The organism is Microvirga splendida, from assembly GCF_016427565.1.
Taxonomy (GTDB): domain Bacteria; phylum Pseudomonadota; class Alphaproteobacteria; order Rhizobiales; family Beijerinckiaceae; genus Microvirga; species Microvirga splendida.
Genome location: NZ_JAELXT010000015.1, coordinates 81,947 through 104,704, shown reverse-complemented (window position 1 = coordinate 104,704; position 22,758 = coordinate 81,947). Strand labels below are relative to the sequence as shown.

Below are 22,758 nucleotides of genomic sequence, written 5' to 3'. Positions count from 1 at the left end.
CGGCATCCGCGATTCAAGAGCGTCTCGTGGGCTCGGAAAAGTGTATAAGAGACAAGCCCGGGACCGTGGTCCGATTCCCCCTCGCCCGCGCCCGCGCGAATCGCGGCGGCGACGGCGGGAGGGAGCCATGAGGCGGCCGGCAACCGGGCCCGGGCGGGCGCGCCGGCCCGGCGTCCCTCCCGGCCGTCGGCGCGGCCGGGGCGTGCCCGCCGACAGGATTGGCCATGACGTCCTTGCGGACGCGGCCAGGGCCGTTTCGCCTTCCGCCACGGCGCCCCCGGCCGGCGGGGCCCGCGCCTCGCCGCAAGGATCAGAGGTCGTTTCCTTGATCGTTCCAAGGAAAGAGCCGACAATCCTAAGCCATTGCGACAAAAGGTATTTTTGCCGTTCCGGCCTGTTGCCAAACGGCGCGAACCGAGTCTTGCTGGGAGGCGGCGATGGCGGATGAGACCGCAAACCTCCCCGTCCCCCGCCCCTCGGACCCCGGCGACCTGATCACCGAGGCCGAGGCCTACCGGACCTTCGGGACCATCCTGGAGGACAAGCAGCTGCGGCGGGCGCGCCGGGACGGCCTGATCGGCTTCCTGCGGCGCAAGCGCCGGATCCTGTACCACCGCGCCGAGATCGAGGCCTTCGTCCGGCGCATCATCGAAGAGGAGTACGTGAGACCATGTCCGACACCCCCCGCTCCCCCCGGCCCGCCTTCGCGGGGCCGACGCCCGTCGATAAGTTTCGCATCGGGGACTACTGGCTTGACCATGTCGCCGGCTCGCCGTTCTGGTACGTCTGCTGGAACGACCCGGCCATCGGCGACCGGCGCCGGCTCTCCCTCCGGACGCCCGACTTCGCGGAGGCCCAGCGGCGGCTCGTCCGGTTCATAGAGGGCGGCGGCCGCGACTTCGAGCGCCGGGGCGGCGACCCGCTGGTGCGCGACGTCGTGCTGGCCTACCTCGACCTGCCGCGCAAGCGGGAGAGCTGGGCGAGCTCCTGGCGGACGCTGCTGGCGACGCTCGACGCGGTCGCGCCGTCGGTGACGATGTCGGGCTTCGTCGGCGAGGTGCAGAAGGAGATGATCCGGGCGCTGCACCGGCGGCCGATGGGCCCCAAGAGCATCGCCAACATCATGATCCTGCTCGCCGCCGCGACGCGGTGGGCCCACGCCCCGAACGACCGCGGCCAGATCCTGAGCGCGCACCGCTATCCCGTCCTGTGCTCGGTGCCCGACATCTGCGCCTTCCTCGACGTGGCCGAGCCGGGGCCGCGCAACTGGCATCCGACGCGGGACGAGATGGCCGCCGCGCTCGTGGCGCTGGCCCGCGACGAGCCCTTCCGCCGGCTCTGCGTGCTGATGCTGCTCCTGGCGTGCCGGACCATGGCGGCGGCGACCGCGACGCGCGCCCAGCTCGACCTGCGCCACGGGCTCTACCACGTCAACCCGGACGGCCGGCGCCAGACCACCAAGCGCCGCCCGGTCCTGCCGCTGCCGCCGCGCGCCCTCGCCGAGCTGGCCGCCTGGCCGGAGGCGGAGTGGGTGGCGCTGTCCGCCCCCACGATCCAGGGGCACTTCGTCACCGTGCGCAGGCGGATCGGGCTGCCGCGCCTGGTGTCGTCGGCGTTCCGGGACTACATGGCCACCGCGATGCGCCACGCCCACATCGACTTCGGCGTGCCGCGGGTGCCGGCCGAGGAGGTCGAGATGTGGATGGGGCACCGCGTGAGCATCACCCCGCCGGCGGAGCGGCTGGCGCGCCGCGGCCTCGGCGGCACGATCCACGAGCGCTACGGCGTGTTCTCGCCCGAGTACCTCGCCACGGCCCGGCTGGCGGTCGGGACGATCCTCGACGACCTCGACCGGCGCACCGGCGGGCTGCTGCTGCCGCATGCGCCGGCGCTGCTGCCGGCACCCCGCCCGGCGGCGCCGCTGACCCTCCGGCAAGTTCCGGCAAATCAGGTCTTCTCCCCTCGGGAGATGAACTGCGCGAACCACCACCCAATGGACGGTTTCCAAGGGGGCGAGAGCGGTGAAGCGACGCAATTCCAGGGCGAAAACGGGGGAAATCGGGGCCATGCGGGGCTTGTTCCGGCAAGTTTCCGGCAAGCCAGGAAGCCGGCTTTCTGCACCCTGGATGAGCTTTGGAACATCCTGCGTGCGGAAGCCGTGGCCGATCCCGTCTAGCGCCAAACCGAGAGCCCGAGGCGCGGCCCTGCCATCGGCGGGGCCGCGGCCATCCATCCGTGAATCCACTCACCCCCGCTCCGCCGTCGGTTCCATCCCGGGCGCGGGCCATCCTTAAGCAGCAATGCGTTCGATCCGGCGCCACACGTCCCAACGGGCGCCGTCCGGCCCCAAGGTCACGAGGGACCCGAACGACCCGGCCCGCACGATCACGCGCCCGTCACTGCGGCAGCGGATCTCGTCGATCACGCTCTTCAACGCGTGGTTAGCCGCGGCCCGGGCGGCGTAGCGCTCGGCGTCGGGCCGGCCAACGCAGGCCCGGGCCGCGGCAATGAGGGACCGGCGCTCGTCCGGGGTCTTCCGACTCGCCAGAGCCGCGAGTTCGCGCTTCGCCTGCGTCTCCCGTTCCGCCAACTCGGCAAGCTGCGCCTGGCGCTGTGCCAGGCGGTCCGCCACCTGCTGGCCGGCCTCGGCGAGATCGATGAGGCCCTCGATCTTCCGGGCGATCTCCGCGCGGTCGCGCGCGATGCCGGCGAGCGTCTCAAGAAACGGCTTCTCCACCTCGGTGGACGGAGCCAGGTGCTCAAACGCCTCCGCCCAGCGCAGGATCTCCCGCTCCAGGTCCGGATACCGGATGCGGCTCCCGTTCCCGCAGACGCCGTTGCGCTCGCTGGAGCAGCGGAGCACGACCGTGCTGCGGGGGCCGCGGTCCCGGTAGACCATCCGGCCGCCGCAGTGGTGGCAGACCGCCAGGCCTGACAAAATGTTCGAGAAGCAGCTGCCTTTGCGGCCGCCGCTGTTGCCGGGACCCGAGCGCGCCCGCGCGTCGGAAGCGTCCCGCGCGCGCTGCCAGAGCTCGCCCGAGACGATTCTAGGATAATAATCCTCAATGGGGTCCCCGACGGGCACGCGCACCGTCCTGCCGTCCCGCTTCTCGATCCGGTGCGGCTGGTAGCGTCCGATCAGGGCCTCGTTGTCGGTCAGTTTCTGCACGGTCCCGCCGTGCCATTCCCGCCCGTGGGTCCACGCCTTCTCCCCGGCCTGGTTCAGCCGGCGGGCGATCTTGTCGCGCCCGATGCCGGCGGCGAGATCCTCCAGGGCCTGGATGGCGATCTCCTGCCGGTGCCTGTTGACGATGAACGTGGTGCGGTCCTCGCTGAGGGTCAGCCAGGCCGGGCAGCGGCGGGTGAGCTTTTTCGTCCTGTCCTCGCGCTTGCGCCGCCAGGCGCGGAGCAGGCGGTCCGACTTGATCGAGCTTTCCTCGTGCGCACGCGACATGATCGCCAGGCTGACGATGAGCTGGGAGAAGTCGCGGTTGATGGTCTCCTCGCTGTAGACATGGCCGTCGGCGACGGTCGCGATCCTGATTCCCGCCTCCAGGATGTCCTGGAACACCCGCAACGCCTTGAGCACGTGGTCGCGCGAGAGGCGGTCGAGGCTCTCGACGATCAGGTAGGAGCCGGCTTCGATTTCGCCGGCGCGGGCCTTGCGCAGGAACGCCGCGAGCGCGCCCCGGTCCCGGTTGCTGCCGTCGAAGGCGGAGACGCCGAGGTCCCGCAGCGTGTCGTCGAGGTCGAGGTCGTGCGCGGCGACGAAGGCGTCGCGCATCTCCTCCTGGCGGGCGAGGCTGTCGCCCTTGAGCTGCCGCTCCGAGCTCATGCGGATGTAGCTGTAGGCCTTGACGCGGGGCATCGGTCAACCTCCGTAACCGCAGCACCCTCCATAGCACGGATTAACCAATCCGCATGTGACGATGTGATAGATCCCCGCCCCGCGCAGCACATCGTTCGTGGGCTCGGGAATGAGCCCGCGCTTGCCGGTCACCAGCGCGGCACCGATCCCGCCGGCCGCACCGCCGATGGACGCGGCGATGCGCTGGGTGAGCGCATTGCGGGCTTCGTCCACCCGGGCGGCCAGCCGCAATGACCAGTCCGGCGGGCTTGGCGGATCGACGCGCCGCACCTGCCCGACCATGGAGCCGACGGCTCCGATCCCTTTGTAATAGGCGTCGCGGGCGAAGTCGTATCCGCCGGGCCATGCCGCCTCCGGGGGTGGCAGCAGGCGGGCCGTGCCGGCAATGAACTGTCCGGCCGTCAGCCCTGCCCCGGCCCGTATGGAGACCCGCACCAGATGTGGGCGCTCCGCCACGGGAATGCCCTTCATGTCCGCGACCCGGATGAGAAGCCTCTGCCCCTGCTCCCGGTCCTCCACGGCTTCGATGTATCCTGCAATCGTCGTGATGGTGATGCGGGTGAGAACGGGCGCGGCAACGCTCCGGGTGCGGATCACGCCGGTCGAGAAGCCGGCAAACAGGGCCGCCATTCCGATCACGACCGCAAGGGCGGTCATGTTTCGGCGAAGCGCGATCCCCGCCACGCAACAGAGGCTGAAAGCGCCCAAAGGCGCCCAGAGGGCGGGCTGGCCGTCCGCCTGGAAGAACAGGAGGATGCCGAGGCCGAAGCACACCGCGATCCAGGGGAAAAGCCGGCGCTGCTCGACCTCGATGGCGATGGCTTTTCCGAGCCGGGCGCGTCCGTCGAAGAGGCTCCATTCGAGGCTCGCGCCCCAAGAGCGAGGCAGCACCGCAGCCCGCGCTGCGCCGCGCGGGATCCTGGAGGGCTTTGCCTTGTTGTCTTCCATCGTGCCTTCGGCTTAACGCGGCTCTCAACGCATGCTAGACGACCGCACGCTCCGGCCCAAACCGCCCTGTGGATTGAGTCGGCTGACGCTGCGGCTAAAGGGCCGCGCGCTCCAGATTTTTCTTCAGTCAAGGTTCCCCGCGATGACCGTCGTCACCCGCTTCGCCCCCTCACCCACCGGTTTCCTCCACATCGGAGGCGGGCGCACGGCCCTGTTCAACTGGCTCTATGCCAAGCGGCATGGGGGCAAGATGCTCCTGCGCATCGAGGACACGGACCGGGAACGCTCGACAGACGCGGCCATCACGGCGATCCTGGACGGCCTGAAATGGCTCGGCCTCGATTGGGACGGAGACGTGGTCTACCAGTTCTCCCGCGCCGCCCGCCACAAGGAGGTGGCCGAGAGCCTGCTGGCCCAGGGCCGCGCCTATTACTGCTATGCCTCCCAGCAGGAACTGGAGGAGATGCGCGAGACCGCCCGCAAGGAAGGCCGGCCCCTGCGCTATGACGGGCGCTGGCGCGACCGCGACCCGTCCGAGGCTCCGGCCGGCGTGAAGCCTGTGATCCGTCTGAAGGCTCCGATCGAGGGCGAGACCGTGGTCGAGGATGAGGTCCAGGGCCGCGTGGTGTGGCAGAACAAGGATCTCGACGATCTCGTGCTCCTGCGCTCGGACGGCACGCCCACCTACATGCTCGCCGTCGTGGTGGACGATCACGACATGGACGTGACGCATGTCATCCGTGGCGACGATCACCTGACCAACGCGGCTCGCCAGACGCAGATCTATCAGGCGCTGGGCTGGGATGTGCCGAAGATGGCTCATATCCCGCTCATCCACGGACCGGACGGCGCCAAGCTCTCCAAGCGCCATGGGGCATTGGGTGTCGAGGCCTATCGCAGCTTGGGCTACCTGCCGGAGGCGCTGCGCAACTACCTCGTGCGCCTGGGCTGGAGCCACGGCGACCAGGAGATCTTCTCTACACAGGAAATGATTGACGCCTTCGAACTCGGCAGCATCGGCCGCTCGCCGGCCCGCTTCGACTTCGCCAAGCTCGAGAACCTCAACGGGCATTACATGCGCCAAGCCGATGACGAGCGGCTGGTGCAGGCCCTGGAGGATCTGCTGCCCGAGTTGGAGAAGGACGAGCACCATCTCGGCCGCACCTTCAAGCCGGCCCTGCGCCAGAAGCTGCTGGCCGCCATGCCGGGCCTTAAGGAGCGCGCTAAGACCCTCGTGGAGCTGCTCGACAGCGCCTATTACCTCTATGCCCAGCGCCCGCTGCGCCTCGACGAGAAGGCCGCCGGCGTGCTTGCCGATGGAAGTGCCCGCCTCGTCGGCATTGCTGCGAAACTGGAAGCCGTTTCCGACTGGTCGGCCCAGAGCGTGGAGGCCGTCGTGCGCGAGCATGCGGAGGCCATCGGGGCGAAGCTCGGTCAGGTCGCGCAGCCCCTTCGGGCGGCTCTAACTGGCCGGGCGACATCGCCCGGTCTCTTCGATGTGATGGCGGTTCTCGGCAAGGAAGAAACCCTGTTGCGTCTTCGCGATCAGACCAAGGATGCGCCTGCTGCATAGCGGGCGCATCTCGCCTTTAGACGTGCTTGCTCCGTTCCTATGGATAAGCTACCGAAGGCGCCATCATCCGACCGGCAAACCCTGGTCCGGCAGCTCCGAGGGCCTACTCCGCTTACCCGGTTGCCCTAGGTTCTGCCCGGCCTCCTTTTGAAAGGGCCAAGACGCATGAGTTCCAGCACCAGCACCATTTCAGTCGACGGCAAGTCCGTGGAGCTGCCGGTAAAAGAAGGCACCATTGGCCCGAGCGTCGTCGACATTTCCAAGCTCTACGGCCAGACCGGGATGTTCACCTACGATCCCGGCTTCACCTCCACGGCGGCCACCGAGTCGAAGATCACCTATATCGACGGCGACAAGGGCATCCTGCTCTACCGCGGCTACCCGATCGACCAGCTCGCTGAGCACGGCGACTTCCTCGAGACCTGCTATCTGCTGCTCTACGGAGAGCTGCCGACGGCCGCCCAGAAGGCCGATTTCGACTATCGCGTCACGCGCCACACCATGGTGCATGACCAGATGAACCGGTTCTTCACCGGCTTCCGTCGGGACGCCCATCCGATGGCCATCATGGTCGCCTGCGTCGGCGCCCTCTCGGCCTTCTATCACGACTCCACGGACATCTCCGATCCGCACCAGCGCATGATCGCGTCGATGCGCATGATCGCCAAGATGCCGACGCTCGCTGCCATGGCCTACAAGTACTCCATCGGCCAGCCCTTCGTGTATCCGCAGAACGATCTGGACTACACCTCCAACTTCCTGAAGATGTGCTTCGCGGTTCCGGCCGAGGAGTACAAGGTCAATCCGGTGCTCTCGCGCGCCCTCGACCGGATCTTCATCCTGCACGCCGATCACGAGCAGAACGCCTCGACCTCGACGGTGCGTCTCGCCGGCTCTTCGGGCGCCAACCCGTTCGCCTGCATCGCGGCCGGCATCGCCTGCCTGTGGGGCCCTGCCCATGGCGGCGCCAACGAGGCGGCCCTGAAGATGCTGGAGGAGATCGGCACGCCGGATCACATTCCGGAGTACATCGCCAAGGCGAAGGACAAGAACGATCCGTTCCGCCTCATGGGCTTCGGCCACCGGGTCTACAAGAACTACGACCCGCGCGCCCGCATCATGCAGAAGACCACCCACGAGGTGCTCAACGAGCTCGGCATCAAGGACGACCCGCTCCTCGACGTGGCCGTGGAGCTCGAGCAGATCGCTCTGAAGGACGAGTACTTCGTCGAGAAGAAGCTCTACCCGAACATCGATTTCTACTCGGGCATCACCCTCAAGGCGATGGGCTTCCCCACCTCCATGTTTACGGTGCTGTTCGCGCTGGCCCGTACGGTCGGCTGGATCGCCCAGTGGAGCGAGATGATCGAGGATCCGTCCCAGCGCATCGGCCGCCCGCGCCAGCTCTATACGGGCTCGCCGGAGCGCGATTACGTGACGGTCGCCCAGCGCGGGTGAAGACATCGGATGCAATAAGAAAAGGGGCCGAAAGGCCCCTTTTTCGTATCTGCGTCCTCGGACCAGCGTGTCATTCCCGGCCGGAGCGCAGCGGTGGGGAAGGGAATCCATAACACTGCGCCTGATCGTGGATCCTCTTCCCGGCCCTGCGGGCCGCCGGGGATGACAGATAGGAAGCGCTACGCCTTTCCCTTGGATGACAGCATCTCTTCCACGATCCGCGCCGCCCGCTCGCTGGGGGCCTCGTCGCCAATCCGCATGAGGTCATCGAGCTTCCGGAACGCATCGATCTGCCGCTGACGCTCCGGCGTGTCTCCGAGCAGCGGCAGGAGGGAATCGGCCAGCTTTTCGGGCGTGCAGTCCCACTGGATGAGTTCCGGGATGACGTTCTCACCGAGCACCAGGTTCGTGAGCACGATGGAGGGCGCCTTGATCAGGTATTTCAGCACTTCCTCGATTTTCGAGACGCGGTAGGCCACCACCATTGGGACGCCTGACAGCCCGAGCTCAAGGGTCACGGTGCCGGAGGCGGCGAGCGCCGCGTCGGCCTGCCGGAAGGCCGCCCATTTGGCGGCTTCTCCCTCGACGATCCGGGGCTTTACGCTCCAGTTCTCGGCTCGCGTTCTGATCTCATCCGCCAGATGGGAGACCGCCGGGATGGTCACGGTGAACGGATGCGGCGAACGCTCCCTCAGGAGCGCCAGGGCAGCGCCGAACGGCTCCATGAGGCGGCTGACCTCCGAGCCGCGGCTGCCGGGTAGGACGAGTAGGTTGAGGGGCCTGCCTGCAACGTGCTGCCTGTCTCCAGGCGCGGGCCTGATCTCGTCGAGACGCTCGATGAGCGGGTGTCCGACATAGGTGGTCGGCGGGCCGCCAAGGCGACGATGCGCTTCGGGTTCGAAGGGCAGCAGCGCCAGGAGGTGATCCACATAGGCCCGCATCTTCGGAGCACGCCCCGGCCGCCACGCCCAGACCGAGGGGCTGACGTAATCCACGATGGGAATCTGCGGCGCGCGCCGGCGCACAGCCTTCGCCACGCGGTGAGTGAAATCAGGGCTGTCGATGATGACCAGCATGTCGGGCTTTGCCGCCACCACCGCGTCCGCCGTCATCCGGATGCGCTTCAGGATGGCAGGCAGCCGGGCGATCACGGCGGAAATGCCCATGACGGCGATGTCTTCCAGAGGAAACAGGCTGTTCAGGCCTTCCTTTGCCATGGCATGGCCGCCGACGCCGCCGAAACGCAGACGCTCGGCTCCGAGCCGCGCCTTCAGGGAGCGCATCAGCTTGGCGCCGAGTTGATCGCCGGATTCCTCGCCGGACACGATCCAGATCGTCAGCGGCTTGCTCTCAGACAAGAGGCTTCTCCATCCAGGGCAGATCGACGGCGATGAGGAAGACGCCAAGGCGGTCGGCTGTGCGCAGGGTTTCCTCCTGCTCCAGCACGAAGGTCGATCCTGCACCGATGGCGATCCCGGAGAGGCCCGCCTTGGCGGCCTCTTCCACGGTGCGCGGGCCGATGGTCGGCATGTCGACCCGCAGGTCCTGACCGCGCTTGGCGGCCTTGATCAGCACCCCCCCCTCCTCACGCCGGCGAAGGCCGAACCAGGACTGGCGCAGGCTCCTCACCCGCCGGATCATGCGGTCGGTGCCTTCGGGCCCCTCGATGGCCAGAACATGCCTGCGGTCGACGACGGCACCCTGCCCGATATCGAAGTCCGACAGGGAGGCGAGAAGCTCGAGCCCGAAGGCAATGGCGTCGTGGTCGTCAACTCCCGGGTGCCGCGTGCCGGTGAGCGTGCGGGCAGCCACCAGGTCGGGGGCGAGTTCATGGGCGCCGACGACGCGGTGGCCCCGCTCCTCGAGGAGCATCACGGCACCGCGCAGCACCTGATCGTCACCCCGGGCGATGACCTCCTTCACCTCGTGCATGTTGCGAAGCAGGGAATAGGCGCTGAGCAGGGCGGAAAAGCCGGGGCGGCGCACGGCTCCGACAAGGGAGACGGCCTGCGGTCGCCAGCCTTCGAGGGTGCTCATGATCGTCTTGAGGTCGAGTAGATCGACGGTGGCATGGGCGCGACGCTGCAGCTCCGCTTCCGCAAAGCCGCGGAACGCCAGCACCCGGACCTCCTGCCCCATTCGCTCGAGATGGTTCACGAGCTGAATGGGAAGCTGCCCAGCCCCGGCGAGTACCGCGATGGGGCCTTGGGGCGTCATCCGGCTGAACTGACGGGATCCCGCGGCGTGCAGATCGCCCTGTCCCCGCCGGCACGGATGAAATCGAGGATCTCGTGCACGAAGGGATGGCTGTCGAACTCGCCGGCGACATCCTCGACCCGCTCGGACAAGGTGCCCTCATCCGCGAACAGAAGCCGGTAGGCGCGGCGGATATCGTGGATCTGCTCGCGGGTGAAGCCGCGACGGCGCAGGCCGATGATGTTGAGGCCCGCCAGGTGCGCCCGGTTGCCCATAGCCATGCCATAGGGAATCAGATCGTTCTCCAGGCCCGACATGCCTCCCACGAAGGCATGGGAGCCGACGCGGGCGAACTGGATCACCGCGGAGGCGCCGCCGAAGATCACGAAATTGCCGACCGTGACGTGCCCTGCCAGCATCACGTTGTTGGACAGGATGCAGTCGTTCCCGACCTTCGTGTCGTGCCCCACATGGGAGCCGGCCAGGAAGGCGCAGCGGTCGCCGACGACCGTGCGCAGACCACCGCCCTCGGTGCCGGGGTTCATGGTCACGCCTTCGCGGATCATGCAATCGGCGCCGATCTCGAGCGTCGAGGCCTCGCCCTTGTACTTCAGATCCTGCGGAATGTGGCCGATGGAGGCGAAAGGAAAAATCCTCGTCCGGGGACCAATGGTGGTTCGTCCCGCGACGGCCACGTGGCTGATGAGCTGGCAGCCTTCGCCGAGTTCCACCTCGGGCCCCACGGTGCAGAACGGACCGATCTTGACGCCTGCGCCGATCTTCGCGCCATCCTCGATGACAGCGCTTGGGTGGATTATCGTTTCCATCAATCGTTCACCAGCATGGCGCTGACCTCGGCTTCGCAGACGAGAACGCCATCGACTTTGGCCTCGCCCTTGTACCACCACATGTTGCGCCGGTTGTTCAGCTTGCGCATATGGAACTCGACCCTGTCGCCCGGTTCAACCGGCTTGCGGAACTTCACCTTGTCGATCGTCATGAAGAATACCTGCTTCGGCTTGGCCTGCTGGGCCATCTTGGCCTTCACGCAAATGGCTCCCGCCGTCTGAGCCATGGCCTCGATCAGAAAGACGCCCGGGAAGATCGGACGCGAGGGGAAATGGCCCGTGAATTGTGGCTCATTGAAGGTGACGTTCTTGATGCCGATGCACGAATTGTCACCGTCGATCTCGATGATTTTGTCGACCAGGAGAAAGGGATACCGGTGCGGCAGAAGCTCCAGGATCTCCATGATATCGGCGGTTTGAAGCGTGGTGGGCGCTTCGGACATGACGGGAACTCCGAACGGTAGGGAATGTCTTCAAGGAACGTTATGAAGACGCATCGTCGTCTTTGGCGGAATCGCCCCCGGATGCAAGCTTTTTCAACGCCGTTATCTCGCGGAACCACTCGCGCATAGGGCGGGCCGGGATGCCACCCCAGCGGGCTCCTGGCGGAACATCACCGTTGACGCCGCTGGTGGCTGCGATCTGGGCACCCATGCCGATCCGGACATGCCCCTTCACGGCCACCTGGCCGCCGATCGCCACATAATCCTCGATGGTGGTGGAGCCGGCAATTCCGACCTGGGCCACGATCACGCAATGGCGGCCGATCACCACATTATGGGCGATCTGGACCAGGTTATCGATCTTGGTGCCCTCGCCGATCACCGTGTCGCGGCTTGCACCCCGGTCGACCGTGGTGTTCGCCCCGATCTCCACGTCATCCTGGATGATGACCCGCCCGACCTGCGGCACCTTCAGATGCCCCTGCGGCCCCATGGCAAAGCCGAAGCCGTCCTGACCGATCCTGACCCCCGGATGCAGAATGACCCGGTTGCCGAGATAGGCATGGGTGACGGTGACATTAGGGGCAATGGAGCAGTCGCGCCCGATCTTCACGTTCGGCCCAACGACCGAATGGGCGCCGACCAAGGTGCCGGATCCGATCTCCGCATGCGGCCCGACGACGGCGCCCGGGTCGACGCGCACACCATGCTCCAGCCTTGCGGAGGGATGAACGAACGATCCAGGAGAAACTCCAGTCGCGGCAAAGGACGATTCCGGCCGCATGGCGGATGGGAACAGGATCGCCAGCACCTGGGCGAAAACCCGGTAGGCTTGGGGCGTAATCAGAGCAACCGTGCCGGACGGCACCTTGGGCGCATAGCGCGGTGTCACCAGGCAGGCTGCCGCTCGGGTCGCCGCCAGGGCCCCGACATAGGCAGGGTTGTCCATGTAGGCGAGATCGCCAGGGCCCGCGCTCTCGAGAGGAGCAACCCCACGAAGCAAAAGCTCCCCGTCGGTGCCGTCGGGGAGCGTTACTTGGGCCATCTCCGCCACCTGACGCAGATTCAGCGTCTGGCTTTGCGGGAAGAAATTGGATTCAGCCATGAAAATAAGTGAGGGCGCCCTTCGGCGCCCTCCCCGATTAGAAGCGCGTGCCGCCCGTGAACCGGAAGGCCTGGGTGCGGTCGCCGCCGATCCGAGTGCCGTCCGCCAAGGCGACACCCTCCTCTTTCGAGAGGGCAAAGGCGTAGTCGAAGCGGATCGGGCCGAGCGGAGACGTCCACAGGAGCGAAGCACCGACCGACGAGCGCAGCTTGCTGCTGTCGAGGACATCGATTGTGCCGCCGTCGACACCCTCGAACGTGGTCGGGCCATCGTAGCCGTAGAGCGTACCGGCGTCGGCGAACACGGCGCCCCTCAGGCCCAGTTCACGGGGCAGAACCGGGATCGGGAACTGCACTTCGAGCGAACCGCCGAAATAGGTGGTGCCGCCGAGGGCATTTGCCCTGGCATCGCCGGTCGAGATGTCACGCGGACCGATGCCGTTGGGCGCAAAACCACGCACGAGGGACGGGCCCATGAAGAAGTGGTCGATGATGCGCAGATCGCCGCCGGCTCCGTCATTGTCGCCGAAGCCCATGATGTGACCGCCCTGAACGCGGGCGATACCGACCACATCCTCGAAGAGCTCGTGATAGTACCGGGCATCGCCGGTCACGCGGAAGTAGCGGGAATCACCGCCAAGCCCGGCGAAGTCCGTCTTGACCTCGGCATAGAAGCCGTTGCGCGGATTGCGGGTGCTGTCGAGGGTGTTGTAGTTGAAGGTCAGGCCGGCCAGCGAGGTGATCGTCTCGCCCTGCGCGTTCTTGATTGCGCGAGACGCTTCGCCATTCCCTTCGCACTCGGCGCGGGTGATGACGCCGTCACCGTTGGCATCCGTAAACCCAGGGATCGGGAACGTGCAGTCGTTGTACGGCCGATCTTCCTCGTTCGGGATCGTGATTTCCTGCTGATAGAGCGAGTAGCGGGTCGTGATCGTGAACTCTTCCGTGATCGGAAGGCCCAGGCGCAGCGTACCGCCGGTCATGCGGTTCTCGTAGCGGGAGTACCGGGTCTGGTCGCTGAACTTCGAGAACAGGTCGATACCCGCCGACATCCGGTAACCCAGGAAGTACGGCTCGGTGAAGGAGAAGTCGATGCCGTGGGCACGCTGGCCGAGCTGGCCTGCGAGGCGCACGAACTGGCCGCGACCCAGGAAGTTGGTCTCGGTCACGGAGACTTCGCCGATGAAACCATCGGCCGTCGAATAGCCGCCCGAGATGGAGAACGCACCGGTGGACTGATCTTCCACATCCACGTTCACCACGACACGATCAGCCGAGGAACCGGGCTCGTTGGAGATGCGGACCCGCTTGAAATAACCGAGGTTGTTCAGGCGGCGCTCCGCACGGTCGACAAGCACCTGATTGTAGGCATCGCCCTCGCCGAGCTCGAACTCGCGGCGGATGACGTAGTCGCGGGTGCGGCTGTTGCCGCGCACGTTGATCCGCTCGATGTAGATCCGCGGCGCTTCCTCGACCACGTAGGTGAGGCTGATCGTACGGGTGGACGGATCACGGGAGCCGACGGGGCGCACAAGGGCGAAGGGGTTGCCCTGGCGGGCGACATTGGCCGTGAGGCTCTGGACCGACTTCTCAACGGCTTCGGCATTATAGACGGAGCCCTCGGAGGTCGAGATCCCGCGGCGCACAGCCTCGGCATCCACACCGGGAAGCCGGGGGTCGACGCTCACGCTGCCGACCCGGTACTGCTCGCCCTCGTCGACCGCAATGGTGACGACGTAGCCACCGCCAGCGGCGTCAAATGCGACGTCGCTCGAAACGATACGGAAATCGGCATAGCCGTTCTTCAGGTAGTAGCGACGGATCAGCTCCAGATCGTTCGAGAGGCGATCCGGATCATAAACGTCGGTGCTCTTGAGGAAGCTGAGGAGGTTCGTCTCGGTCGTCTGCATGACACCGCGCAGGCGGCTCGACGAGACCTGGCTGTTGCCGACGAAGCGAATTTCCTTCACGCCGGTCTTGTCGCCCTCGACCACCGTGTAGACCACGTCCACCGTGCCGTTGGGGAGATCGACTACACGCGGCGTGACCTGGGCAAGGCCTCGGCCCGACTGCCGGTAAATCTCAAGAATTCGCCCAACGTCGGCATCGACAGCGGCCTGATTGTACGGAGCGCGGGCGCGGGCCTGGAGCTGATCCTGGAAGGCTGCGCTCTCGATCTTCTTGTTCCCCTCGACCACCACGCGATTGACGATGGGGCCTTGCGCGGCCGACGCACGGCGACTCCCCGGGGCCACCTGCTGCGCGAAGGCGCTCTCCGCGGCAGTGATTCCAGCCATCAGCGCGCTGATTGCGATAACGGCGGTGGTGGCCGGCTTCTTCCGGCGAGGAGTGGTCGTCGACATCATCAACTGGCCCGTTCTTTGTCTTTATATCCCGAGCGGAGGCATCCCCGCAGGCTGGAGACGAGTGCCCCCAACCTTATCCATGTGAAGCGCTTGTACAAACTTTCGCCGCTATTGCAAACGGCGCGTCCACAACGGAGTAGCGATTTTTATGCTGCGTGGCGTCCTTGTCACGATCCCGGGCTCATAAAACTGGTGCCAAGGTGAACAAGATCATTCCAAGTGGCGAACAACATGAGCATCGCCACCAGGGCAAACCCGATTCTGAAGCCGATTTCCTGGGCTTTTTCGCTCAGAGGACGGCCGCGAACAGCCTCAATGGCATAGAACAGAAGGTGGCCCCCATCCAGCAGGGGAATGGGAAAAAGGTTAATGAGGCCAATCGAGACCGACATGAAGCCGATGAGGCTGACAAGGCTGTAGACCCCGCCGATGTCGAAGGCGACACCGGACGCCCGGGCGATTCCGATAGGCCCTGAGAGCTGATCGGCCGATTCCACCCCCAACACGAGACGCCGGATGAAGTTGATCGTCCGCTCGACCAGGTTCCAGGTCTCGACCACAGCGGCCTTCAGGGCTCCCCAGGGCGAATAGGTCAGGCGCTTGATCGCCGAGGGGTCACGGGAGGCCTCAACACCCAGCAGACCGATCCGCTGCTTGCCGAAAGGACTGGTCCGCTCGACGAAATTCGGCGTTGCCGTCAGGGCAACGGTTTCTCCATTGCGGTCCACCGTGAAAGCGAGGGGCTCGCCCGCGCTGGAACTGACGATGAGCTGCATGTCGGCGAAGGTCTGTATGCTCCTGCCATCGACGGTCAGAATCAGGTCCTTCGGCTGAAAACCAGCCCTCTCGGCTGCGCTGCCCGGCTGGACCGCTTCGATCCTGGGCTCCAGAACCGCCCGTCCGTTGAAGTAGTTGAAGCCCGCAAAGATGGCGATCGCCAAGATGAAGTTGGCAATCGGCCCGGCCGCCACGATAGCAGCCCGCTTGGCGACGCTCTGGTGGGGGAAGCTGATGGAGCGCTGCTCCGCCGGCATCCGATCGAGCTCGTTCTGGTCCGGGACGCTGGCGGCGTTGAGATCGCCGACGAACTTCACGTAGCCGCCCAGGGGAATGGCGGAGATCTTCCACCGCGTTCCCTTCTTGTCCGTCCAGCCCACCAACTCTCGCCCGAACCCGATGGAGAAGGCCGTCACGCCGACCCCGCACAGCCGGCCGACCCAGAAATGGCCGAATTCGTGGATGAAGACGACCACCGTGAGCACCACGAGGAAAGAGATCAGGGTGAGGAACAGGGAACCTGTCGCACCGCCGATCATCGAGACATAGTCCATCTGTGTTCCTTTCGCGCCCTATCGAACCCGCGCGGCTTCGACAGAGGCTGGAATGAGCCTGCGTGCCGTCTGCCGGGCCTCCTGATCGATGGCCAGGGCCTCGGCGACGGTCGACGGCGTTGACATCTGCCTTCCGGAAAAAGTCGAGCAAACCTTCTCAACTATCTCGGAAATATCATAAAATCCAATCGCGCCTGCCATATAGGCCTCGACGGCGATCTCGTTGGCGGCATTCAGGATCGTGGGCATCGCCCCTCCGGCCCTGAGAGCTGCCTTCGCCAGGGACAGGCACGGGAAACGAGCCTCATCGGGCCGCTCGAAGCTTAAACGGCCAATCGCGGCAAGATCGAGACGAGGCAGTTCCATCCTCAGGCGCCCGTCGCCCCGGAGCGCATTGGCGATGGGGACCTTCATGTCCGGCAGGGCAAGCCCTGCGGTCACGACACCGTCGGTCCATTGAACCAGGCCGTGGACGATGGCCTCCGGGTGGACCAAGACGTCGAGGCGCTCTGCTCCGAGGCCGAACAGGTGGTGAGCCTCGATCAATTCGAGGCCCTTGTTCATCAGGGTGGCGGAGTCGATGTTGATCTTCGATCCCATGGACCAGACCGGATGGGCCGAAGCCTCCTTGGCGCCGGCTTTCGCGATCCGCTCCCTGGACCAGGTCCGGAATGGACCGCCCGAGGCGGTGATGATTGCCTTTTCCACATCCCGATTGAGGCCGGCAGCCAACGCGTGCTCCAGGGCATTGTGCTCGGAATCGACCGGCATGATCTCGACATTGAAGCGGCGAGCATCGGCCATGAAAGCATCGCCGGCGCAGACAAGGCTCTCCTTGTTGGCCAGGGCGATCCGCCGTCCCGGCTTCAGCGCTGCATGGGTCGGCGCCAAGCCGGCGGTTCCGCTGATGGCCGCGAGGACAATGTCGGCATCGCGCTCGGCGGCCTCCAGGACAGCGGCCTGCCCCGCTCCGCTCCCGATCCCAGTGCCGGAGAGCGCCTGCCGCAGAGCCTCGCCTCCGCGCTCGTCGGCCAGGGCCGCGAATTTTGCTCCGAGACGTCGGGCCGTTTCCGCCAGAGCCAGTGCGTCGCGCCCGCCGACAACTGCCTCGACCCTGAATTCGTCGCGGTGAGCCAGCACCACATCGGCGGTCGACCGGCCGATTGAGCCGGTTGCTCCAAGGATCGTGAGGGAACGGGTCATCGAGGCCTATGAGGTGGAGTCGAGGGTCAGAAGAACAAGGGCGACGACGAGGCAGACAGCCCAGAAGCCGTCCAGCCGATCCATGACGCCGCCATGACCGGGGATGAGATGGCTCGAATCCTTGACCTGGCAATGGCGCTTGAGCGCCGATTCCCCGAGGTCGCCCACCTGACTGGCAATGGACGCCACGATGGACAATGCGGCAATCCCGGCGAGCGTGAAGGGCAAGGCGGCGCCATAGTGCTGGCCGACCCACGCCACGAGAATGCCGCCCAGCGTTGCGGCAACGACGCCGCCGATGAAGCCGGACCAGGTTTTCTTCGGACTGATGGGCGGGCAGAGCTTCGGCCCCCCGAAGGTGCGGCCCGTGAAGTAGGCTGCGATGTCAGTGGCCCAGACCACGGCGAACATCCAGAGCAGACCGAGGATGCCGAGATCGGGATGATCGCGCACGATTGGAGGAATGAGAACGATGGGCAGCGCATAGACGAAGCTGGAGACGGCCCAAAGCTTGTTCTGACCGCCATGCACTGCAAAAGCGGTAGCCGCCAGGAAGGCAAGGCTTACGGCGACGGAAAGCCAAAGCTCGGCGCCGAGCAGGAAGAGAAGCGTCAGCCCGGCAAGGCCCAGACCGAGAATGGCCTGGACCGGACGGCGGGGCTCGATCCCCGTCATGTCGGTCCATTCCACCATGATTGCGATTCCAGCCGCCAGCCAGAACAGGGCGAAGGGCCAGCCGCCCCAATAGGCCGTCAGAAGCGCGGCGGTCACCATGACGAGGGCCGAGAAAACCCTGGTCGTCAGCTCTTTGGAAGGGGCCGGCTTGGGGTGAGGCGCCGATGAGCCTTCGTCCGCAACCATCGTCAGACAGCCCGGGCGCTCAGCCCGCCGAAGCGACGGTCGCGCCTGCAATACTCATCGATAGCGGATTTGAACGCGGCTTCGTCGAAGTCGGGCCAATAGCAGGGCAGGAAGACGAACTCCGAATAGGCCGTCTGCCAGGTCAGGAAGTTGGAGACCCGTTGCTCCCCCGAGGTCCTGATGACCAGATCCGGGTCCGGGATGCCATGGGTGTCGAGAGCCGCCCCCACCGTGTCCATGTCGATATCGGCCGGATCGAGGCTGCCTTCCTTCACTTGCCGGGCCAGCGCCCTCATGGCGCTGACGATCTCCTGCCGCCCGCCGTAGTTGAAGGCAATCACCAGGGTCAGGCCCGTGTTGGAGCGGGTGAGCTGCTCCGCCTCATCCAGAAGGAGGCGGATGTCGGAGGCAAGCCCCTCCCGCTCGCCGATGATCCGGACCCGGATGTTGTTGGCGTGGAGCTCGGCCAGATCGTGCCGGACAAAGCGCTTGAGAAGCCCCATGAGATCGGAGACCTCGTCAGCCGGGCGCCGCCAGTTTTCGGCGGAGAAGCTGTAGACGGTCAGGTAGCGGATCCCCAGGACTCCAGCCGTGCGCACGGCACGGCGGATCGCCTCGACACCGCGCCGGTGCCCTTCGAAGCGAGGCAGGCCCCGTTGGGCCGCCCAACGGCCATTCCCATCCATGATGATGGCAACGTGAGCCGGCATCCCCTCGCCTGCTTCCCTGCAGGCAAAGCCTGGATCCACCCGTTTGGCTTCGCCGCTCATGATGTCCTGTTCCAATGCACGCCTGAAGGATCAGACGTGCATGATTTCCTTTTCCTTGGCGTCCAGAACAGTGTCGATCTCGGCCACGAACTGATCCGTCGCCTTCTGAACCTGCTCGGCATGACGCTTGCCGTCATCCTCGCTGATTGCACTGTCCTTCTCAAGTTTCTTGAGGAGGTCGAGACCGTCGCGGCGGACGTGGCGAACGGCAATCTTCGCCTCTTCGGCGTATTTGTGCGCCACCTTCACCATTTCCTTGCGGCGCTGCTCGTTCATCTCGGGGATGCGCAGGCGGATCACCTGGCCCTCCGTCTGGGGATTGAGGCCCAGGTCCGACTCGCGGATTGCCTTCTCCACGGCAGCCACCATGCCCCGGTCCCAAACCTGGACGCTGAGCAGGCGCGGCTCCGGCACGTTGACGGTGGCCACCTGCGAAATCGGCATCGATGCGCCATAGGCGTCGATCTGGATCGGATCGAGCAGGTTCGGGGAGGCACGCCCGGTCCTGAGGCTGGCCAGGTCGTTCTTGAAGGCGTTGATGGCGCCCTGCATGCGGCGCTTCACATCGGCGATATCAAAGGTCGTAGCCATCAGTTTTGTCCCTTACGCGAACTATCTAAACGGGCTTACGCTCCCCAAGGTCCAGCATCAAGGCCCCTGGATCAAGGGGCGACGACTGTAGAGGGCACTTTCCCCTGGAGAAGAGCGGTCACGGAGCTGGGAGCGTGCACGGAGCCCACGATGATCGACAGCCGGCTCTCACGAGCCAGGGCGAAGGCGGCCGTGTCCATGACCTTGAGATCCTTGGCAATGGCCTCGTCATGGGTCAGCCGGTCGAATCGAACCGCAGTCGGATCCTTCTTGGGATCGGCCGAATAGACGCCGTCCACCTGGGTGGCCTTGAGCACCGCATCGCAACGCAGTTCGGCGGCGCGCAGGACGGCGGCGGTATCCGTGGTGAAGAACGGGTTGCCGGTGCCGCCGGCGAGAACCACCACCTGCCCCTTGTCGAGGTGATGGAGGGCGGGCTGGCGGGCATAGGTCTCGCAGATCGTCGGCATGGAGACGGCCGACATGGTGCGGGCCGGAACGCCGGCGGCGTTTAGGGCCGTCTCGATGGCCAGCGAGTTCATGACCGTGCCGAGCATGCCCATGGAGTCCGCCGTGGGGCGGTCGATCCAGCCGGCGGCGCTCATGCGGGCGCCCCGGATGATGTTGCCGCCGCCGATGACGACAGCGATCTCGAACCCGGCGCGGGTGGCCTGGGCCAAATCCTCCGCCAGGGAGGACAGGGTCTGAGGATCGAGCCAATAGCCGTCGGGGGCCATCAGAGCCTCACCCGAGAGCTTCACCAGGACGCGCCGGAATGTTGTCATCGTCAGACCTTTCGTTTCGAACCCTCTCATGAAAACGGCGGCTGAGGAGCCGCCGTTTTGCTTAAGGTCGATTTAGGCCTTGAGACCGGCCTGGGCGGCGACTTCCGCCGCGAAGTCCGGAGCCTCCTCCTTCTCGATGCCCTCGCCGAGGGCATAGCGGACGAAGGCCTTGAGGGTGACCGGCTTGCCGGCCTTGGACTCGGCTTCCTTGAGCACCTGGGTCACGGTCTTGGACGGATCGTGCACGAAGGGCTGCTCGAGGAGCGTGACTTCCTTGAAGTAGCTCTTCAGGCCGCTCTCGATGATCTTCTGCATGACGTGGTCCGGCTTGCCGGCATTCTTGTCGCGCAGGATCGCGCTCTCGCGCTCGACGGTCGCCTGGTCGACGCCGGAGGCATCGAGAGCCACCGGGTTCGTGGCGGCCACGTGCATGGCGATCTGGCGGCCGAGGTTGCTGAGAACGGTCACGTCACCCTCGGACTCGAGCGCCACCAGCACGCCGATCTTGCCGAGGCCCTCGGTCACGGCGTTGTGGACATAGGTGGCGATCACGCCCTTCGAGACTTCGAGCTTCGCGACGCGACGCAGGGTCATGTTCTCGCCGATGGTGGCGATGAGCTCCTGCAGACGATCCTTCACGGTCGTGGACGAGCCGGGGAAGGTCGCGGCTTCGAGCGACTCCATGGTGCCGTTGCCGTTGAGGCCGATCTTGGCGGCTTCGCGGACGAAGGCCTGGAACCCGTCGTTGCGCGCGACGAAGTCGGTCTCGGAGTTCACCTCGAGAATCGTCGCGGTGTGGCCCGACGATTCGACGGCCACGAGGCCCTCGGCGGCCACGCGGCCGGCCTTCTTGGCGGCCTTCGAGAGGCCCTTCTTGCGGAGCCAGTCGATCGCGGCCTCCATGTCGCCGTTGGTCTCGGCGAGGGCGGCCTTGCAGTCCATCATGCCGGCGCTGGTCGTCTCGCGCAGCTCTTTCACCATCGCAGCGGTAATGTTCGCCATGGCTGTTCCTTTCAAAGGTTTACGCATAGAGGGAGCCCGGCGCTCGTGGAACGCCGGGCTCGATCATTCGTTCAAGCGGCGCTGCAGATGCGGCGCCGTAAGGCTTACGCAGCAGCGGCTTCGATCATCGAGCGGGCCTGGTTGATCCAGCCATCGCGCTCGAGACGGCCGTTCAGCTTCAGGTCCTTGTCGAGCTGGGCGGCATCGGCCGGCTGCATGGCAGCGAGTTGCCAGTAGTGGAAGATGCCGGCCTCGTTGAGCTTCTTCTCGAGCTGCGGGCCAACGCCGTTGAGCTTGGTCAGGTCGTCCGGAGCGCCGCGGGGAGCCGCCAGACGCTCGAACTGCTCGCCCTCATAAGCGGGAGCAGCAGCCGTGTCGTTGGCCGGAAGCTCTTCAGCCATCGGGTTCTCGGAAGCACCGATGTCGATGCCCATGTCACCGGCGCCGCGGGAGATGCCGTCGAGGGCAGCGCGGGCAACCAGATCGCAATAGAGCGAGATCGCACGGCCGGCGTCGTCGTTGGCCGGGACCGGGAAGGTAATGCCGTCCGGATCGCAGTTCGTATCGACGATGGCCGCCACCGGGATGCCGAGGCGCTTGGCCTCCTGGATCGCCAGCTGCTCCTTGTTGGTGTCGATGACGAAGATCAGGTCGGGCGTGCCGCCCATGTCCTTGATGCCGCCGAGAGCGCGCTCGAGCTTTTCCTTCTCGCGGGCAAGCATGAGGCGCTCTTTCTTCGTGAGGCCCTGGCCGCCGCCGGCGAGGATCTCGTCGACCTTGCGCAGGCGGGAGATCGAGCCGGAGATGGTCTTCCAGTTGGTCAGCATGCCGCCGAGCCAGCGGGAGTTCACGTAGTACTGGGCCGAACGCTTGGCCGCATCGGCAACCGCGTCGGAAGCCTGGCGCTTCGTGCCGACGAAGAGCACGCGGCCGCCCTTGGCCACCGTGTCGCTGACGGCCTGGAGGGCGCGGTGCAGCATCGGAACCGTCTGGGCGAGGTCGATGATATGGATGTTGTTGCGGGTGCCGAAGATGAACTGACCCATCTTCGGGTTCCAGCGGTGGGCCTGGTGGCCAAAGTGAGCGCCAGCCTCAAGCAGGCTGCGCATCGAAAAATCGGGAAGCGCCATAATCTATTCTCCGGTTAAGCCTCCGCGGAACAGTGGACCGGACCCTTCCGGCCACCGGGGGTTCCTCATGAGCTCATGAGGGGATTCCGCGTGTGGGATGCGGGCGCATATAGGAGGAAACGCGAGGAAACGCAAGCGGGGCGTTCTCCTGTCGGGGCATGGCGCCGTCTCCTCCTCGGTGCCATCCCCGCGCAGGCGGGGATCCATAACCGCTAGCGTTTCAGGATGTGCATCGGCGTCACGTCTTTTCCTGCACCGTCAGCGGTTATGGATCCGGGGCT

19 protein-coding genes are annotated in these 22,758 nt (G+C 65.8%); 3 read left to right on the top strand and 16 right to left on the bottom strand.

The window, feature by feature from the left end; translation table 11 throughout:
* The first annotated feature begins 670 nt into the window (after positions 1–670).
* A complete protein-coding gene (locus JAO75_RS15085; RefSeq protein ID WP_199049958.1) occupies positions 671–2,176 on the top strand; it encodes a site-specific integrase in 1,506 nt (501 codons plus the stop codon).
* A gap of 114 nt (positions 2,177–2,290) precedes the next feature.
* Here JAO75_RS15085 and JAO75_RS15080 read toward each other — a convergent pair whose 3' ends face one another.
* Both JAO75_RS15080 and JAO75_RS15075 read right to left on the bottom strand, forming a co-directional pair.
* Positions 2,291–3,868, bottom strand: coding sequence for a recombinase family protein (locus tag JAO75_RS15080; RefSeq protein WP_199049957.1), 1,578 nt, complete (start codon positions 3,866–3,868; stop codon positions 2,291–2,293).
* Between the two features lie 3 nt (positions 3,869–3,871).
* The gene (locus JAO75_RS15075; protein ID WP_199049956.1) at positions 3,872–4,816 is read right to left on the bottom strand and encodes a DUF4131 domain-containing protein; all 945 of its coding nucleotides are present in this window, start codon (positions 4,814–4,816) and stop codon (positions 3,872–3,874) included.
* Positions 4,817–4,958: 142 nt separating this feature from the next.
* Between JAO75_RS15075 and gltX the strand changes: the two genes are divergently transcribed.
* Together gltX and gltA are read left to right on the top strand one after the other, a co-directional pair.
* Positions 4,959–6,389 (top strand): glutamate--tRNA ligase, encoded by a 1,431-nt coding sequence (gene gltX / locus JAO75_RS15070; RefSeq protein WP_199049955.1) that lies wholly within the window; start codon positions 4,959–4,961, stop codon positions 6,387–6,389.
* 165 nt (positions 6,390–6,554) lie between these two features.
* Entirely contained in the window at positions 6,555–7,847 is a 1,293-nt protein-coding gene (gltA, locus tag JAO75_RS15065) for a citrate synthase (protein WP_199049954.1), read from the top strand.
* A gap of 179 nt (positions 7,848–8,026) precedes the next feature.
* On the opposite strand, the gene lpxB is transcribed toward gltA, so the two are convergent.
* From lpxB to JAO75_RS14995, 14 genes are all read right to left on the bottom strand, one after another.
* Positions 8,027–9,205, bottom strand: a complete 1,179-nt coding sequence (gene lpxB, locus JAO75_RS15060; RefSeq protein WP_199049953.1) for a lipid-A-disaccharide synthase — start codon at positions 9,203–9,205, stop codon at positions 8,027–8,029.
* Positions 9,198–10,064: an LpxI family protein gene (locus JAO75_RS15055; protein WP_199049952.1), complete on the bottom strand. Its 867-nt coding sequence runs from the start codon at positions 10,062–10,064 to the stop codon at positions 9,198–9,200. The genes lpxB and JAO75_RS15055 overlap by 8 nt, the downstream gene beginning before the upstream one ends.
* Positions 10,061–10,870, bottom strand: coding sequence for an acyl-ACP--UDP-N-acetylglucosamine O-acyltransferase (lpxA, locus tag JAO75_RS15050; protein ID WP_199049951.1), 810 nt, complete (start codon positions 10,868–10,870; stop codon positions 10,061–10,063). The genes JAO75_RS15055 and lpxA overlap by 4 nt, the downstream gene beginning before the upstream one ends.
* Complete coding sequence (gene fabZ, locus JAO75_RS15045; RefSeq protein ID WP_199049950.1) at positions 10,870–11,334, bottom strand: 3-hydroxyacyl-ACP dehydratase FabZ; 465 nt, start codon at positions 11,332–11,334, stop codon at positions 10,870–10,872. Before fabZ ends, lpxA begins: the two co-directional genes overlap by 1 nt.
* A gap of 40 nt (positions 11,335–11,374) precedes the next feature.
* Positions 11,375–12,439 carry a UDP-3-O-(3-hydroxymyristoyl)glucosamine N-acyltransferase gene (gene lpxD / locus JAO75_RS15040; RefSeq protein WP_199049949.1) on the bottom strand — a complete coding sequence of 355 codons (1,065 nt, stop codon included), beginning with the start codon at positions 12,437–12,439 and terminating at the stop codon, positions 11,375–11,377.
* 37 nt (positions 12,440–12,476) lie between these two features.
* Positions 12,477–14,804 carry an outer membrane protein assembly factor BamA gene (gene bamA / locus JAO75_RS15035; RefSeq protein ID WP_199049948.1) on the bottom strand — a complete coding sequence of 776 codons (2,328 nt, stop codon included), beginning with the start codon at positions 14,802–14,804 and terminating at the stop codon, positions 12,477–12,479.
* Positions 14,805–14,971: 167 nt separating this feature from the next.
* Positions 14,972–16,135, bottom strand: a complete 1,164-nt coding sequence (gene rseP / locus JAO75_RS15030) for an RIP metalloprotease RseP (protein ID WP_199049947.1) — start codon at positions 16,133–16,135, stop codon at positions 14,972–14,974.
* Positions 16,136–16,153: 18 nt separating this feature from the next.
* Positions 16,154–17,338 (bottom strand): 1-deoxy-D-xylulose-5-phosphate reductoisomerase, encoded by a 1,185-nt coding sequence (gene dxr, locus JAO75_RS15025; protein ID WP_199049946.1) that lies wholly within the window; start codon positions 17,336–17,338, stop codon positions 16,154–16,156.
* Between the two features lie 6 nt (positions 17,339–17,344).
* Positions 17,345–18,199, bottom strand: a complete 855-nt coding sequence (locus tag JAO75_RS15020; protein WP_199049945.1) for a phosphatidate cytidylyltransferase — start codon at positions 18,197–18,199, stop codon at positions 17,345–17,347.
* Between the two features lie 2 nt (positions 18,200–18,201).
* Positions 18,202–18,909 carry an isoprenyl transferase gene (locus JAO75_RS15015; RefSeq protein ID WP_246742518.1) on the bottom strand — a complete coding sequence of 236 codons (708 nt, stop codon included), beginning with the start codon at positions 18,907–18,909 and terminating at the stop codon, positions 18,202–18,204.
* 90 nt (positions 18,910–18,999) lie between these two features.
* Positions 19,000–19,560, bottom strand: a complete 561-nt coding sequence (gene frr, locus JAO75_RS15010) for a ribosome recycling factor (protein WP_199049943.1) — start codon at positions 19,558–19,560, stop codon at positions 19,000–19,002.
* Between the two features lie 71 nt (positions 19,561–19,631).
* Positions 19,632–20,345: a UMP kinase gene (gene pyrH / locus JAO75_RS15005; protein WP_425523194.1), complete on the bottom strand. Its 714-nt coding sequence runs from the start codon at positions 20,343–20,345 to the stop codon at positions 19,632–19,634.
* A 72-nt stretch (positions 20,346–20,417) separates the two neighbouring features.
* The gene (gene tsf, locus JAO75_RS15000; RefSeq protein WP_199049942.1) at positions 20,418–21,347 is read right to left on the bottom strand and encodes a translation elongation factor Ts; all 930 of its coding nucleotides are present in this window, start codon (positions 21,345–21,347) and stop codon (positions 20,418–20,420) included.
* 104 nt (positions 21,348–21,451) lie between these two features.
* On the bottom strand, positions 21,452–22,477 hold the full coding sequence (locus JAO75_RS14995) for a 30S ribosomal protein S2 (protein WP_199049941.1): 1,026 nt from the start codon (positions 22,475–22,477) through the stop codon (positions 21,452–21,454).
* Positions 22,478–22,758 lie beyond the last annotated feature (281 nt).